Source organism: Hymenobacter rigui (assembly GCF_003944715.1).
GTDB lineage: Bacteria > Bacteroidota > Bacteroidia > Cytophagales > Hymenobacteraceae > Hymenobacter > Hymenobacter rigui.
Map to the genome: position 1 here is coordinate 103,177 of NZ_RWIT01000012.1, position 16,164 is coordinate 119,340.

Annotated in this window: 12 protein-coding genes; 4 read left to right on the top strand and 8 right to left on the bottom strand. The window is 62.5% G+C overall.

The genetic code is table 11. The features are described from left to right. Positions 1–147: 147 nt before the first annotated feature. Entirely contained in the window at positions 148–1,497 is a 1,350-nt protein-coding gene (locus EI291_RS17600) for an alpha-amylase family glycosyl hydrolase (protein WP_125423056.1), read from the top strand. A gap of 101 nt (positions 1,498–1,598) precedes the next feature. Here the strand turns inward: EI291_RS17600 and EI291_RS17605 are convergent, their stop codons facing one another. The 3 genes from EI291_RS17605 to EI291_RS17615 form a co-directional block, all read right to left on the bottom strand. Beyond that, a complete protein-coding gene (locus tag EI291_RS17605; RefSeq protein WP_205701625.1) occupies positions 1,599–3,191 on the bottom strand; it encodes an N-acyl-D-amino-acid deacylase family protein in 1,593 nt (530 codons plus the stop codon). A gap of 91 nt (positions 3,192–3,282) precedes the next feature. Beyond that, positions 3,283–4,101 (bottom strand): class D beta-lactamase, encoded by an 819-nt coding sequence (gene blaOXA / locus EI291_RS17610; RefSeq protein WP_170172707.1) that lies wholly within the window; start codon positions 4,099–4,101, stop codon positions 3,283–3,285. 63 nt (positions 4,102–4,164) lie between these two features. Beyond that, on the bottom strand, positions 4,165–4,737 hold the full coding sequence (locus EI291_RS17615; RefSeq protein WP_125423061.1) for a YdeI/OmpD-associated family protein: 573 nt from the start codon (positions 4,735–4,737) through the stop codon (positions 4,165–4,167). A gap of 622 nt (positions 4,738–5,359) precedes the next feature. Here EI291_RS17615 and EI291_RS17620 point away from each other — a divergent pair. Then, positions 5,360–6,316, top strand: a complete 957-nt coding sequence (locus tag EI291_RS17620; protein WP_125423064.1) for an aldo/keto reductase — start codon at positions 5,360–5,362, stop codon at positions 6,314–6,316. 421 nt (positions 6,317–6,737) lie between these two features. Here the strand turns inward: EI291_RS17620 and EI291_RS17625 are convergent, their stop codons facing one another. Next, entirely contained in the window at positions 6,738–7,256 is a 519-nt protein-coding gene (locus tag EI291_RS17625) for an SgcJ/EcaC family oxidoreductase (protein WP_125423067.1), read from the bottom strand. A gap of 84 nt (positions 7,257–7,340) precedes the next feature. Beyond that, positions 7,341–8,192, bottom strand: a complete 852-nt coding sequence (locus tag EI291_RS17630) for a helix-turn-helix domain-containing protein (RefSeq protein WP_148103423.1) — start codon at positions 8,190–8,192, stop codon at positions 7,341–7,343. A 122-nt stretch (positions 8,193–8,314) separates the two neighbouring features. On the opposite strand from EI291_RS17630, the gene EI291_RS17635 reads away from it, so the two are divergent. After that, complete coding sequence (locus EI291_RS17635) at positions 8,315–8,812, top strand: GNAT family N-acetyltransferase (protein ID WP_125423072.1); 498 nt, start codon at positions 8,315–8,317, stop codon at positions 8,810–8,812. Positions 8,813–9,031: 219 nt separating this feature from the next. After that, on the top strand, positions 9,032–9,748 hold the full coding sequence (locus EI291_RS17640) for a DUF421 domain-containing protein (RefSeq protein WP_125423075.1): 717 nt from the start codon (positions 9,032–9,034) through the stop codon (positions 9,746–9,748). A gap of 99 nt (positions 9,749–9,847) precedes the next feature. On the opposite strand, the gene EI291_RS17645 is transcribed toward EI291_RS17640, so the two are convergent. The 3 genes from EI291_RS17645 to EI291_RS17655 all read right to left on the bottom strand — a co-directional run bounded on the left by EI291_RS17645 (position 9,848) and on the right by EI291_RS17655 (position 15,664). Beyond that, positions 9,848–11,287 (bottom strand): TolC family protein, encoded by a 1,440-nt coding sequence (locus EI291_RS17645; protein WP_125423078.1) that lies wholly within the window; start codon positions 11,285–11,287, stop codon positions 9,848–9,850. Further along, positions 11,280–14,477 carry an efflux RND transporter permease subunit gene (locus EI291_RS17650; RefSeq protein WP_125423081.1) on the bottom strand — a complete coding sequence of 1,066 codons (3,198 nt, stop codon included), beginning with the start codon at positions 14,475–14,477 and terminating at the stop codon, positions 11,280–11,282. Before EI291_RS17650 ends, EI291_RS17645 begins: the two co-directional genes overlap by 8 nt. Positions 14,478–14,575: 98 nt before the next feature. Then, positions 14,576–15,664, bottom strand: coding sequence for an efflux RND transporter periplasmic adaptor subunit (locus EI291_RS17655; protein ID WP_125423084.1), 1,089 nt, complete (start codon positions 15,662–15,664; stop codon positions 14,576–14,578). Positions 15,665–16,164 lie beyond the last annotated feature (500 nt).

The following is a 16,164-nucleotide window of genomic DNA, read 5'->3' on the forward strand; positions in this document are numbered from 1 at the left end:
TTGTAACCGTAACCAGACATCAGCACGCGAGATGCTTCGGCTGCGCCTCTGCATGACGGTCTGATTTCCCGGGTCTTTTGCCGCTCTCTCCTCTCCCGCAGGAACCTCCGCCGCTGCTCGTCGTTCAACCGCAGGAAACACCCTGTTATGTCTGCTGAAGAACCACTGCATCCCCAGTTGCACTTGTTTCAGGTGCGCCACCCCGAGTGGGCCGCCCACGCCACCATCTACGAAGTCAACCTGCGTAATTTCACCCCGGAGGGCACCTTTCGGGCGTTTGAGGCGCATTTGCCCCGGCTGGCGGCTATGGGCATCAGCATCGTGTGGCTGATGCCGATTCACCCGATTGGGGCGGTGGAACGTAAGGGCACGCTGGGCAGCCAATATGCGGTGCAGGACTATTTCGGGGTGAACCCAGAGTTTGGTACGCTGGATGATTTGCGCCATTTGGTGCAAACCGCCCACAGCCTCGGCCTGCGGGTACTGCTCGATTGGGTAGCCAACCACACCAGCTGGGACAATCCGCTGGTGCAGCAGCACCCCGACTGGTACCAGCACGACGCCCAGGGCCGGCTGGTGCCGCCCGTAGCCGACTGGACCGACGTGGTAGCCTTCGACTACACGAACCGGGCCCTGCGCCGCTACATGACCGATGCCCTGCTGTACTGGGTGCGCGAGGCTGACATCGACGGGTACCGCTGCGACGTGGCCGGGCTGGTGCCCACCGATTTCTGGGACGAAGCTCGCCTGGAGCTGGACGAGGTGAAGCCCCTGTTTATGCTGGCCGAGTGGGACGAGCTGTACCCCAGCGGCGGCCTGAGCTGGGAGGAGTTCAACTCCGACACCAAGCTACTGGAGCGGGCCTTCAACATGACCTTCGGCCTGCGCCTGCACTACCTGCTCGACCACATTGCCGAAGGCAAAGCCCGCCTGCAGGACATTGACGGGTACCTGGCTGCCGAGCGGGCCAAATACCCGCCCTCGGTGTACCTGATGCACTTCACCAGCAACCACGACGTGAACAGCTGGGACGGCACCGAATACGAGCGGCTGGGCCCGCTGGCGCTGCCCTTTGCCGTGCTCACGGTGCTGCTGCCCGGCATGCCGCTGGTGTACACCGGCCAGGAAGCCGCCCTCAACCGCCGCCTGCAGTTCTTCGACCGGGACACGATTGACTGGGCCAGCATTCCGCTTCAGGCGTTCTACACCACCCTGCTCCAGCTCAAGCGCCGCCACCCCGCCTTGCGCAACGGCGACCCGGCCAGCCGCTTCCACCGCCTCCCCGGCCCCGGACAGCTCTACGGCTTCCTGCGCGAAAAGGAAGGTGCATCGGTACTCTGCGTCATCAACACCGAAGCCCGCGAAACACCCCTCACGCTGCCCACCGAAGCCGCCGGCACCTGGCGGGACGTGTTCAGCGGCCAGCAGCTAATGTTCCAAGCCGGCGACGAGCTGCCGGTACCCGGCCACGGCTGGCGCGTGCTGGAACGGGTGTAGAGACGCAACATCTTGCGTCTCGTCGTTGAACGATGCGGTGATGCACAGTCCGAACAACATCAGCAACGACGAGACGCAAGATGTTGCGTCTCTACACCATGTTATTGCTTGCCCGGCCCGTAGAGCACCTGCCCGGCGCGCTGGCCGGTGTGCTGGCCTTCGCGCACGGTGAGGCGGCCGTTTACCAGCACGTAGCGCATGCCCACGGAATACTGGTGGGGCTGGGTGAAGGTGGATTTATCGGCCACGGTGGCGGGGTCGAACACCACAATATCAGCCGCGAAGCCGGGACGCAGCAGGCCGCGGCTGGTGAAGCCGAAGGTCTGGGCCGGCAGGCTGGTCATGCGCCGGATGGCTTCTTCCAGGGTGATGACGCGTAGCTCGCGCACGTAGTGGCCCAGCACGCGGGCATTGGAGCCGTAGCCGCGCGGGTGCGGCGCGCCTTCCCGCCACACCCGGATGCTGGCATCCGACGCCACCATGTTCTGCGGGTAGCGCATAATGGTCTGCACGTCGGGCTCACTCATGCCGTGAAACACCATGCCGGTATCGTACTGCAGCACCAGATCTAGGATAGTGGCGGCTTCGGCGCGGGCGGTATGGGGGCGGTGGCGCAGCCGGTTGATTTCCTCCAGGCTGCGGCCGTGGTAGCTGGTATCAGGCGGGAAGCTGGCTACCACGGCGTAGCTGAAGTGCCGGAGCCCCTTGCTGCGCAGCCGCTGCACCAGAAACTGCTCTACCTGCCGGCGCGTGGCCGGGCGGGCCAGGCGGGCGCGCAGGGAGTCGCGACCATCGGCCTGCACGTCGTCGGGCAGCAGGGTGCTGAGGCTGGTGGAGCTGGCCGTGTAGGGATACTGGTCGATGGTGACGGGCTGGCCCTGCTGGCGGGCGGTTTCGATGAGTTGCAGCAGCTCGGCGGCGTGGCCCCAGTTGCGCTGGCCGCCCAGCTTCAGGTGCGAAATCTGCACGGGCAGGCCCGCTTCCCGCCCAATCAGCAACGCCTCCTGAATGGCCTGCCGCACGCTGTCGGACTCGTTGCGCATGTGGGTGGCATAGAGGCCGTGGTAGCGCGCAGCCACCCGGGCCAGCCGCACCAGCTCGGGCGGGCGGGTGTAGGTGCCCGGCACGTAAATCAGCCCCGACGATAAGCCCACCGCTCCGGCCCGCATGGCGCTGTCGGTGAGGGATTCCATGCGCTGCAGCTCCGCCTCGGTGGCCGGGCGTCGGGCCCGGCCCATTACGGCCTTGCGCACCGTGCCCTGCCCCACCAGCGAGGCCACGTTTACGGAAAGGTGCAGGCTGTCGAGCTGGCGGAAGTAGCGGCGCAAATCGGGCCGGGAGGAGCCGCAGTTGCCGGTTACCACCGTCGTCACGCCGTCGAGCAAAAAGTTATCGGCCGTAGGCTGGCGCACTTCGTCGTCCTCAATGTGGGTGTGCACGTCGATGAAGCCGGGGGCCACGGCCAGGCCGTGGGCGTCCAGCACGGTATCGGCGGGGTAGCCGGCGGGCAGCCGCCCCACGGCCACAATGCGGCCCGCGCGCACGGCCACGTCGCCCAGCGTCCAGGTGTTGCCGGTGCCGTCGTACAGCCGCCCGTTCCGGATCAGGATATCCGCCCGCGCGGGTGTTTGGGCCGCCATCGGCAGGGTCAGCAGCAGCAACAGAAGCAGCAGAAGCAACAGGGAAAGACGCATGCGGCTAAGGTAGGAGGTGAAAGCTAAGAGCTAGTTCCCCTCCTTTCCAAGGAGGGGAACTAGCTCTTAGCTTTAGCTTTCGTTTTGCAACTTACAGCCAGCCCAGCTCCTGCAAGATGGCTTCCGTTACGGCGCGGCGGCTGGCCAGGAACCGGTCGTCGTTCAGGGGGCCGGGCAGGGGTTCCACGTTCAGGGCGAAGAAGGCGCGGCGGCCGTCGGGGTGTTCCACCCAGCCCACCAGCCAGCCGTTGTCGGGGTTGCGAGCGGATCGGAAGCGCCAGCCCGATTTGCCGTAGAGGGCGTATCCGGGCGTCTTTTTCAGCAGCAACAGCTGCTTTACGGCGCGCTGGTGGCGCACCTCCACCGGCAGGGTTTCGGCCTGCAGGCGGCGCAGGAAATCCACCTGCTCAAACTGGCTGATGCGGGAGCGGCCGTCCAGCCAAAATGTATCGAGGGTGGCCGGGGTGATTACCATGCCGGGGTAGCCCAACCGCGGCAGCCATTGCCGGTAGCGCGCCACGCCCACCCGCCGGGCCAGCTGCTGGTAGCACGGCACGCACGACACGCGCAGGGCCCGGGCGTAGGTCATGTCCTGGTTCCACTGCGGGAAGCTGCGCGTTACGCCGTCCCAGCGGCAGATTTCGGCCGTATCGGGCAGGGCCCCGGTTTGCAGGCCGATGAGGGTGTTGGGAATTTTGAAGGTGGAGGCGGGCAGAAACCGTTGCCGACACCGCCGCGGGTTGTAGGCCACGTACTGCCCGGCGGGCGCGTCGAAGAGCAGAAACGAGCCCCGCACGCCGTGCCGCGCAAACTGCGCCGTAAAATCCCGCTCCACCACGGCGGGCCGCTGCAGCCCCGCTCCGCCCAACACCAGCCACAAAGCCGGCAGCCATACCAGTATCCAACGCATCGGGCGAAGATACGGGGCCATCGGTTGGGACGGGTGCCCGGCCGGAGCCGCCAACCGGCACGGTCAGGTAGGCCGCTGGTTCTGGGAAGCCAGCGCCACGATGCGCGCAATGTGCTGCTGCCGGATGGCCTCGCGCTTTACGGCCAGCAGGCGCTGCAGCACCATTTTCCGCACGCTGGGCGGAAAGGCGGTGAAGTGTCGGTGGGCGACTTCGTTGGCGGCCAGGGCCGCGGCCAAATCGGGGGGCAGCTCCAGGGCTTCTACCGCGTCGAGGGTGGTCCAGCTGCCGTCCTGCCGGGCGGCGGCTATTTTGGCCTGCCCGGCCGGGTGCAGCTGACCGGCTGCCTCCAGCGCGGCAAGGCGCTGCTTGTTCAGGGCAGACCACACGCTGCCTTTCTTGCGGGGGCTGAAATACTGCTGCCGCCGCTCCTCGTCGAGCTTGCGCGGCACTGAGTCAATCCAGCCAAAGCACAGGGCTTCTTCCACGGCTTCAGGGTAGGTGAGCTGCCCGCTGCCCTTGCGGTAGAGCACCAGCCACACGCCGGTGGGCTGCTGGTGGTTTTCCAGCAGCCAGGCCCGCCACGCGGCCCGCGTGGGTGCTTCTACTACCGGTAACGAATCAAGCTTACTGGCCATGCAGGCAAGATAGAGAAGCTCTTCGGGATACAGGTAACGAAGCTATCCAAGAAGCAGCCTTCCGTCATGCAGAGGCGCAGCCGAAGCATCTCGCGTGCTGATGTTAGGGCAGTTTCGCAAACGGCAGGCCCAATGGACGACTGTAGAGACGCGACACTTCGCGTCTCCTCGTTGCGGGCGTTGAAGCTGTTTAGGAAGTGACCGGACTACGTTGAACGTCATGCAGAGCATTCTGCGGATCAAACAGAGACGAAGTATCTCGCTCGGCTGATGTCATGTTACCATTGCAATGTCAGCACGCGAGATGCTTCGGCTGCGCCTCTGCATGACGGTCTGCTGCTTCCTAAACAGGTTCATTGTGTAAATCAGTTCAGACAGACCGTTCAACGGGAAGACGCGAAGTGTCGCGTCTCTACACGGTAGCCTGACCGTTCACGAATCTGCTACCGCATAGCAGCCTCGGCACGTGAGATGCTTCGGCTGCGCCTCTGTATGACGGGCTGTAAGCCTCACTACGTAGCTGATATAACCAATCGGGTTGCCGGCTGGTTGTTCTGATTTGGTGCCGATTGAGCGCCTTCCTCGCCTATCTTTCCACCGCTCTTTTCCTTTCCGAATTTGTATGACGCAACACCGTGAACTGGGCCGCTCGGGCCTGCAGCTGGCCCCGCTGGTTTTGGGCGGCAACGTATTTGGCTGGACGGCCGACGAGGCCGCGTCCTTCCGCGTGCTCGATGCCTTTGTGGCCGGCGGCGGCAACGCCATTGATACCGCCAACGTGTACTCGGCCTGGGCCCCGGGCCATAAGGGCGGCGAGTCGGAAACCGTCATCGGCAAGTGGCTCAAGCAGCGCGGCCGCCGCGACGACGTGCTCATCCTCACCAAAGTGGGCATGCAGATGGGTGACGGCTCAAAGGGCTTGGCCAAGAACTACATCCGCCGCTCGGTGGAAGACTCGCTCCGCCGCCTCCAAACCGATTACATCGACCTCTACCAAAGCCATCAGGACGACGAAACCCTGCCCGTAACCGAGCCGATGGAAGCCTACGCCGAGCTAATTAAGGCGGGCAAAGTGCGCGCCATCGGGGCCAGCAACTTCTCGGCCGCTCGCCTGCGCGAAGCCCTGAAAGCCAGCCAGCAGCACGGCCTGCCCCGCTACGAAAGCCTGCAGCCCGAGTACAACCTCTACAACCGCGCCGACTTTGAGAAGGAGCTGCAGCCTTTGTGCCAAGAGTTCGGGCTGGGCGTGATTCCGTACTTCGGGCTGGCCTCGGGCTTCCTCACCGGCAAGTACCGCACCGAGGCCGACCTCGCGAAAAGCATCCGCGGCAGCAGCATCGGTCCCAAATACCTCAACGACCGGGGCCGCCGCATCCTGGCCTCCCTCGATTCGGTAGTGGCCCGCCACCCCGGCTCCTCCCCCGCCCAGGTAGCCCTGGCCTGGATTATGGCCCAGCCCGGCCTCACCGGCCCCATTGCCAGCGCCACCACCCCCGAGCAGCTGCAGGAGTTGCTGCATTCCATGCACCTGAACCTATCAGCCGCCGACGTGCAGGAGCTGAACCAAGCCAGCGCGTAACCAATGGTTACGATGTAGAGACGCAATAGCTGGATTCTCGTCGTTGCTGATGTTGTTTGCACAAACGGTACAGTTCCGGCCGTTCAACGACGAGACGCAAAATATTGCGTCTCTACATCGTTCTACCAATTCAGTTTGGCACGCTTGAACGCCGCCGTTCAGAAGCCGGGGTTCGGTCCGACGGCGGAGCCGTCCGACCGATTGGCTGCGTGCTGACCGCCGAACGAACACCAAGCAACGGAACCGGACGACAACCGGTCGGATGGCTGCGCCGTCGGACCGGGGCACGCATCAGCCCGAATATGTGCTCAACCAAACAAGGGACCTCACCACGCACGAACAAGATGTTTCGCTGTGGTAAGGTCCTTTGCTTTGGGGTCGAAGGATGAGTGGAGGCTGGATACCCGTACCCGACAGAGCTTTACCGTGCGGCCACTTTTACGGGGTTGTGTTTAGCGGCGCTGGCATCGACGACGGTGTTTTGGGCGGCCGTGAGCAGCCAGCGGCCCTGCTGCTTCACCAGCACCAGCGTGAGGATGTTCTCGTCGTCGCCCATTTTGTTGGTGCCCCGGTTCACGCCATCGGGCGGGTAGAAGGCACCCACATGGCAGGTGAGGTTAGCAATGGCCACCTCGGGCGTAATGGCGCGCACCGTAACCGGGCCGGGCACAAACTTCACGCCCTGGTACATTCGGTCGAAAATTACCTGGTGACCCAGTTGCACGGCCTCCCGGCCCTGCCACCACATACCTACCATACTAACCCAATGTACATCCGGGGTGGTGTAGGTGGCCATGTCTTGGTACTGGTGGTTGTTCCAGTTCAGCACGATGTGGTCCACCACGGCGCGCACGGCCTGGTCGTCGGGGGCGGGCAGGGTTTGGGCGGGGGCGGCCGTGGCCAGCAGCAGGGCCGCGGGCAGCAATAGCAGGGTTTTCATCGGAGGAAGCAGGTTGGTGAATGTATGCTCCAAACCTAGCTTCCCTCCGGTACCTGCTGGTAGTAAAAAACCGACACGCGGCCGTCAGCCATCGGCTCGCAGCCAGTCGGTGCGCTCCGCGTCGAGCATGGTGTACACCCGGGCAGGGTGAGTGGCATCGGCCCGCAGCAAAGCGGGCGGCGTTACGCCGGCAAACTCCTGGGAGTCGCGCACCAGGTGGCGGTAGTCGGAGTAGCCGGTGAGCAGGGCCACGCTCAGCCAGTCGAGGTCGGGCCGGTGGTCTTTGAGGCGCACGGCCCGGCTGAAGCGCCCGATGCGGGCAAACAGTCGCGGCCCCACGCCCAACTGGCGGTGGCAGCAGCGCTCCAGCTGCCGGGCGCTGAGGCCGGCCGCCCGGGCCAGGTCGTCAAGGGAGGTGCCGGGGTGCAGCAGCAGCGGCAAGGCCCGCTCGAACGGATGCGCGGGGGCCGCCACTTGGCGCTGCCGCCGCAGCAGAAACGCTTCCACCAGGCTCACCAGCTGGGCGTAGGAAGCGGCGGGGTTGCGGAGCTGATCGGTCAGCTCGCGCAGGTCGGGGCCCAGCAGCAGGTCGGCTTCTGCACCGAAATCAAGCAGCTCCGTCATGGGCACGCCCAGCAGCCGGTGCAGACCACCCGGCCGGAACGCCACGCGCAGCATCAGGTGGTCGGGCCGAAGGCGCAGATCCACCCGCGTGAGCTGGGGGCCCACCAGCAGGGCCGGGGCGGCCGGTTGCTCGCGGCCCAGCCGGTAGCTGAAGCTGTGCACCGGGTCGCGCGGGTAGAAGTACAGGCACTGCTCGGGGGCCGGCGGAAACGGCTTCACCACCCCCTCCCCGGCATAGCGCACGTGCACCAGCAGGTAGTGCTGCACCAGGGGCTGCAGCGCGGGCGCGGGCGGGTAGAACTGCACAAACATACCGGCAACATCAGGGGGGCTGCGGAAGTTACGCAGAAAAACCCGGCAGCCGACGGCCGCGCCGGGCATTGGTTTTCGGATATCCGGTGGCAACTTACCGGCGTTTTGCTTTCCCAGTCCGCATGATTATTCGACCGGCTACCCGCTCCGATTTGCCCGCTGTGTACCGCCTATGGTGCGAGCTTATGGACGCGCACGCCCCGTACCACCCGGTGTTTGGCTACTACCGCCGGGCCGAGGTGGAGCTGCGCCACATGCTGCAGCAGCGCCTGCGGGAGCCGTACACCCGGTTTTTCGTGGCCGAAGTACCCGAGGGCCTGGCCGGATTGCTGGTGGCCTTGTACCAGGAGGGCCACCATGGCCTGCACTACAAGCGGCGGGGCTACATCGCCGAAACCATCGTACGCCCACCCTTCCGGCGGCTGGGCATCGGACGGGAGCTGTTTCTGGCGGCCCGGGAGTGGCTGCAGCAGCAGGGCGCCGACCATCTGGAGCTACAGGTAGCCGTGCCCAACGAAGGCGGCCAACGGTTCTGGGCGGCCATGGGCTTCGCCCCTACCACTTACCACCTCATGCTGCCCCTGCAGCCCCCACCCGGCCCCCACGACTGGCCCGAATAACCGCCAGCGGCCAACTGTTAGCCTCCGCCCTGCGTTAGCCCGGCTACGTGCCAACGCTACTCCGGTCGGACGGCTGCGCCGTCGGACCGGTTGGCTGCGTGCTGACGACTGCCTAACCACCTACCCCGGCAACGGGTGCGGACGATAACCGGTCGGACGGCTGCGCCGTCGGACCGGGGCACACCACTTTCCTTTCCTGCTCCGCCGTATTCCGCTTCTATGCTCCTGCTTGCCGCCGATATTCAGCCCTTCGACTGGAAACGCATCCTGTTTTCCGACGAGGCCCCGCCGCTGTTTCTGCTGGAAGTGGGCCTGCGCTGCCTGCTCACGTACCTGATGATTCTGGGGGCGCTGCGCGTGACGGGTCGGCGCGGGGTGCGGCAGCTGTCCATCTTCGAGCTGAGCATCATCCTGGGCCTGGGCTCGGCGGCCGGCGACGCCATGCTCTACCACGATACCCCGCTGCTGCACGCGGCTGTGGTGTTCGGGGTGGTATCGGCGCTGTACCTGCTGTTCAACCGGCTCACCGAGTGGTTTCCGCGGTTTTCCGACTGGCTGGAAGGCGCGCCGGTGCTCCTAATTGAAAACGGCGAAATCAATCTCTCCAACTTCACCAAGCAGAACCTCACCCAGAAAGAGCTGTTCGGGGAGTTGCGGCAGCGGCAGGTGGAGCACCTGGGCCAAGTGCGCCGGGCCTACATTGAGGCCACCGGCGATGTGAGCGTATATTTTGTGGAAGATGCCGACGTGCGGCCCGGCCTGCCCATCCTGCCCGAGCGCAAAGCCGATAAAGTGCAGCGCGCCCCGGAAGCCGGTTCCTATGCCTGCGCCTGCTGCGGCCACGTGCAGGAGCTGGCCCGCGGCCAGCAGCGCCCCTGCCCCGTGTGCCACCAGCCCGAGTGGATTCCGACCTGCGACGCCCGCCGCATTGCGTAGGGCAACCAGCCAGTTCTGTCACCTGCCGCAACAGAAAAATCCCGTGTACGCTGCCGAAGCGGGCGTACACGGGATTTTACCTCCGGACTCGAACGGAAATTACTGCTTCCAGCCGCCGCCCAGGGCGCGGTATACTTTCACGGAAGCACTCAGCTGCTGCATCTTGGTTTCGATTAGGTCGAACTTCGATTCCAAGGCATCACGCTGGGTGAACAGCACCTCCGTATAGTCGGCGCGGGCCGATTTGAACAGGCTGTTGGAAATGTCAACGGACTGGTTCAGCGCCTGCACCTGCTTGGCTTTCTCGTTATAGCTCTGCTGCAGATTGTTGATGCTGGCCAGTTGATTGGCTACTTCCACGTACGCATTCAGAATAGTCCGCTCGTAGTTGTAGGCGGCCTGAATCTGCACGGCGTTGGCGTTGCCGTACACGGCTTTAATGCCATTACGGTTCACCAGCGGGGCTACCAAATCACCAGCCAGTGAGTACAGCATCGACTCGGGCGTGGTGAACAGCAGACCGGGCTTGAAGGCCCCGAAACCGGCTCCGCCCGTGATGCGCAAGGCCGGGTAGAAGTTGGCCCGCGCAATCTGAATGTCCAGCCGGGCGGCTTCCAGCTGCTTTTCGGCCTGCCGGATATCGGGGCGGTTCTGCAGCAGCTGGGCCGGCACACCGGCCTGCACCGGCGTGGGCAGCAGCTCATTGAAGGCCGCCGAGTTGCGGGCAATGGGCTGCGGATAGCGGCCCGCCAGGAAATTGAGGCGGTTCTCGGTTTCCGTGATGCGCTGCTGAATGTTGTACTGCAGGCTGCGGGTGTTGTGCAGCTGGGCCTCGAAGCGCTGCACGGCCAGCTCGGTAGTGCGGGCCGCGTCCTTCTGCAGCTTCACCAGCTCCAGGGCATTGGTTTGCAGCTCAATGTTCTGGCGCACAATAGCCAGCTGATTATCCAGCCCCAGCAGCTCGTAGTAGGAGGTGGCAATTTCGCTGATCAGGTTGGTCACCGTGAAGTTGCGGCCTTCCACCGTGGCCAGGTAGCGCAGCGCGGCCGACTTGCGGGCGTTGCGCAGCTTGTGCCAGATGTCCACCTCCCAGCTGGCAAACGCGCCAATCTGGTAGTTCTGCAGAGGGTCGGGGTTGCGGTGCTCGGGCTGAATGCGGATGGCTTCCTCGGTAGCACCCTGCAGCGTGTTGCGGCTGGGACGCTCGGCTTCCGCTTTGGCACCCAGCCCCACGAAGGGCAGGTACTCGCCCTTGCGGATCTGTACTTCGTTGCGGGCAATCTGGATTTCCTGCAGCGAAATGCTCAGCTCCTGGTTGCGCTGCAGGGCCGTATCGATGAGGCCCACCAGGTTAGGGTCGGTGAAGAACTGCCGCCACTGGTTGCGGGCCGTGTTGGCGGAGTCCTGAGAAGCGGCGGCGTAGGTGGCGGGCACCGGCCGGCCGGCGGCCTTGGTAGCCAGCTCGGGCATTTTGCACGCGCCCACCGCCAGCGTCAGCAGGGCTGCGCTCAGGCCTTGATAGATGCGTTTTTTAAGCATGACTGTGGCTCGGAATTTCTTCATCAACTAAAACGTGCGGCTCAAACTCCGACAACGGATTCTCATTCTCATCGTGGATTAGCTTGCGGCCGGCGGCCAGCGTACCGAACACGTAGTACAGGCCGGGCACGATAATCACCCCGAACACCGTACCGAACAGCATGCCGCCCAGCGCCGCCGTACCGATGGTACGGTTACCAATAGCCCCCGCGCCAGTAGCAATAACCAGCGGAATAAGGCCGGCAATGAAGGCGAAGGAGGTCATCAGAATTGGGCGGAAACGCACTTTCGCACCTTCAATAGCCGCCTCGCGTACCGTCATGCCCTCCTCGTGCTTCTGCACCGCGAATTCCACAATCAGCACGGCGTTCTTACCCAGCAGACCTACCAGCATAACCAGCCCCACCTGGGCGTAGATGTTGTTGGCTAAGCCCATGGTTTTGATGAGCAGGAAGGAGCCGAAAATACCGGCCGGCAGGCTCAGAATAACCGACAGCGGCAGCAGGAAGCTCTCATACTGCGCGGCCAGTACCAGATACACGAACCCGAGTACAATCAGGAAGATGTAAATGGCCTCGTTGCCGCGCGATACTTCGTCCTTCGAGAGGCCGCCCCAGTCGATGTCGTAGCCACGGGGCAGGGTTTTGGCCGCCACTTCCTGCACGGCCTTAATGGCCTCACCGGAGCTGTAGCCCTGGGCTGCATCACCACGGATGGAGGCCGTGGGGTACATGTTGTAGCGGTTGATTTCGTTGGCGCCCTGGCCTTTCACAATCTTCATGAAGGCCGAAAACGGTACCATCTCGCCCTTATCGTTCTTCACCCACATGTCCAGGATGTCCTTAGGCAGGCGGCGGTACTCGGGCGAAGCCTGCACGAACACCTTGAAGAAACGCTGATACTTGATGAAACCCAGCTCGTAGGTGGAGCCCACCATAATGCTCAGCGTGTTCATGGCGTTGCCGATGCTCACGCCCTTCTGCATGGCCAGCTGGTTGTCAATCTGCAGCTCGTACTGCGGATAGTTGGCCGAGAAGAAGGTAAACAGCCCGCTCAGCTCCTTGCGCTTTTTCAGCTCGGCCATGAACTCCTCGTTCACTTTTTCCAGGGCCTTGTAGTCACCGGTGGCAGTTTTATCGAGGAGCTGCAGCTGGAAGCCGCCCGCCGCGCCGTAGCCGGGTACTGCTGGTGGCTCGAAGAACTCGATGGTCGCGCCGGGAATTTCCTTGGCCTTTTCTTCCAGGGATAGTATCACGTCGTGCACCGATTCCTTCCGCTCGTTCCAGGGCTTGAGGCTGATGATACAGGTACCGGCGTTGGAGCCCCGGCCTTCGGTCAGAATCTCGTAGCCGGCCAGCGTGGAAATGCTTTCGATGCCGGGCACTTTCTCGGCTAGCTTCTGCAGGCGCTGCGACAGGTCGTTGGTGCGTTCCAGGGTGGAGCCGGGCGGCGTCTGGAGCACGGCGTAAATCATACCCTGGTCTTCGGCCGGAATGAAGCCGGAAGGCAGGGTAGTGGAAATACCGAAGATGCCCAGCCCGAAGGCAATCAGTACCGCGAAGGTGAGTACGCGGCGGTCCACTACCTTTTCCAGAATGTTGGTGTAGCGGCCGGTCAGGCGCTCGAAGCCGCGGTTAAACCAGTCGATAAACCGGTTGATGGGCGTCTTCTTGCGGGGCTGACCGTGGTTGTTCTTCAGAATCATGGCGCACAGCACCGGCGTCAGCGTCAGGGCCACTACGCCCGAGATGATGATACTGGAAGCCATGGTGATGGAGAACTGGCGGTAGAAAATACCCACCGGTCCGCTCATGAAAGCCACCGGCACGAATACCGCCGTCATCAGAATGGTAATGGCAATGATGGCCCCGCTGATTTCGCCGATAACCTCGCGCACCGCGCCATAGGGCGAGAGGTGCTTTTCCTCCATCTTGGCGTGCACGGCTTCCACCACCACAATGGCGTCATCCACCACAATACCGATGGCCAGTACCAGCGCAAACAGCGTTATCATGTTGATGGTGAGCCCAAACGCCTGCATGGCCATGAACGCGCCCACCAACGACACCGGCACCGCAATAATCGGAATCAGCGTGGAGCGCCAGTCGCCCAGGAACAGGAACACCACCAGGGCCACCAGAATAAAGGCGTCGCGCAGGGTGTGAATCACGTTTTCGGTGGAGGCGTCGAGGAAGTTCGACACGTCGTAGCTGATTTTGTAGTCCATGCCGGGGGGCATGGTTTTCTTCAGTTCCTCCAGCTTGGCTTTCACGCTCTTGATTACATCCAGAGCGTTGGAGCCGTAGGTTTGCTTGAGCATGATGGCCGCCGAGGGGTAGCCGTCGAGGTTGGAGTAGATGTCGTAGAACTCCGAGCCCAGCTCCACGTTGGCCACGTCCTTGAGGCGCAGCGTTTCGCCGTTGGCGTTGGCCTTGATGATGACGTTCTTGTACTCCTCCACGTCGTTGAAGCGGCCCTTGTACGTCAGCACGTATTCCAGCGCCGAGGCTTCCTTACCGTCGGAGCGGCCGATACGGCCCGGCGAGCCAATCACGCTCTGGTCGTTGAGTGCTTCCATCACGTCGTCCACCGACAGGTTATAGGCCCGCATGCGGTCCGGCTTCAGCCACACGCGCATGGCGTACTGGCGGGAACCCAGAATGCTGGCCCGACCCACGCCATCGATGCGCTGGATTTCGGGCAGCATGTTCACCCCGGCAAAGTTGAAGAGGTACCGCATATCGGTATTCTTGTCTTTGCTGTAGAGGTTGACGTACATGAGCATGTTGGGCACCACGCGGTTCACCACCACACCCTCGCGCTGTACCAGCACCGGCAAACGATTCAGGATCTGCGCAATACGCGTATTTACGTTTACTACCGCCTGCTCGGGGTCGGTGCCCAGGTTGAAGACAATCTGGATGTTAGCCTCGCCGGCCGATACAGCGTCGGAGGTCATGTACTTCATGCCGGGCACGCCGTTGATGGCCTGCTCCAGCGGAATCAGCACCGACTCCGTGAGCACCTTGGCGCTGGCGCCCGGGTACGCCGTGCTTACCATCACCATCGGCGGCGAAATTTCAGGAAACTGGGACGTTGGCAACGTGTTGATTGCCAGAATACCCAGGAACATGATTACCACCGAAATAACGATGGCAAACACGGGTCTGCGAATGAATTTACTGAACATGAGCTTTGCTCTAAGTTTCTGGTTACTGGTTGCTGGTTTCTATTTTACATTTGGCTGATAACCAACGACTAGAAACCGATAACCAGTAACTCCCAACGTTATTCTGAATACACTTTCAGGTGCGAAATCACCGACTTCGGCTCCTGATAGGTGAAGCTGATTTTGTCGCCGTCCTTCACTTTGCGGATGCCCTCCAGCATGAGCTTGTCGGAGGCTTTGAGGCCCGCCGAGATGATGTAGAGGTCGGGCATTTCGGAGGCCACGGTTACTTCCCGCTGATGCACCTTGTTCTGGGCATCCACCACGTACACAAACTTCTTCTCGAGCACCTCGAAGGTGGCTTTCTGCGGAATGATGACGGCATTTTTCAGCGGCACGGTCATCAGCACCGAGCCGGTTTCGCCGTTGCGCAGCAGGCCGTCGGGGTTGGGGAAGGTGGCCCGGAAAGCAATGTTGCCGGTTTCGTTGTTGAAGTCGGCCTCAATGGTCTGCACTACGCCGGGGTATTTGAACACCTCGTTGTTGGCCATCAGCAGCTTTACCTGGGTTTCATCCTTGGTGCGGGCGTGGGCTTTGTAGGCCAGATACTCGGCCTCGGGCACGTTGAAGTACACCCACATCTTGCTGTTGTCAGAAAGCGTGGTCAGCAGGTCGCCCTCATCCACCAGACTACCCAGCCGGGCCTGGAAGTGGTCCATGATACCGCTGAACGGCGCTTTGATGGTGGTAAAATCCAGGTGAGTTTTGGCCAGCCCGACTTCGGCGTTGGCCTTGTCCAGCTTGGCCTGCGCCAGCGCCAGCTCGTTTTTGGATACCACGTTTTTGTCGGCCAGCTGCTTAGTGTTCTGGTACTCGATGCCCACGTAGTTGGCCTCCGCCTTCGAGCGTTGCAGCTCGGCTTTGTACACCATGGGCATAATCTGGAACATCAGCTGGCCCTGCTGTACGCGCTGACCTTCGTCCACGTAAATCTTCTGGAGGTAGCCTTTTTCCAGGGCCCGCACCTCAATGTGCTGGTAGGCATGAATCTGCGACACGTACTCCTTGGTGATGGTCGTGTCCTTCTGGAGCGGGCTGGTGACCAGGAATTTCACCTGTTCTTCTTTTTCCTCGTGTTTTTCGGAGCAGCTTGTCGCGGCGGACAAGAGGCCCAGGCCCATGAGCATGAGCAAGCCGGTTCTTTTCATAAAAAGCGTGCGGGTACCCCCAGTGGTGTGGTGATAAGAGAAAAATGCTGAACAGGATGGGCCTGCTGGAGCGAAGCGCAGGGGGCGTACGCCAGGCCAAGAATCAGACGGTTGGATGCAGCGCCGGCTCCGGGCTAAGGCATTGGAGCCAGCGTGCAGAACTCGTGTTCAGCCGTGTTTTTATGGTTGCAGCTCAGTTCGTAAGCGGCCTGCGGGTACTGGCCCAGGGCCCGGTGTCTGCCTGATAATGCGGATGTAAAACCAAGAAGAAATGCCGACGTTGCATGCTGATACAGTCTGTTGAACGGCACAAAACAACTACCACGACATGAAGGCGATATGAAGGAACCGGCTAATTTCACCCCGCCGATAAGCCTCCGCCCCCGGCCCGGAATGGCGGTTTCCGCCTTGTGCGGGCCGTAAAACCGTTGAATACCGATACCCGCGCGCAACAGTAGCCGGCTTCATTTTTCCAATTTTCTTCATCTGCTGCCGGCTCT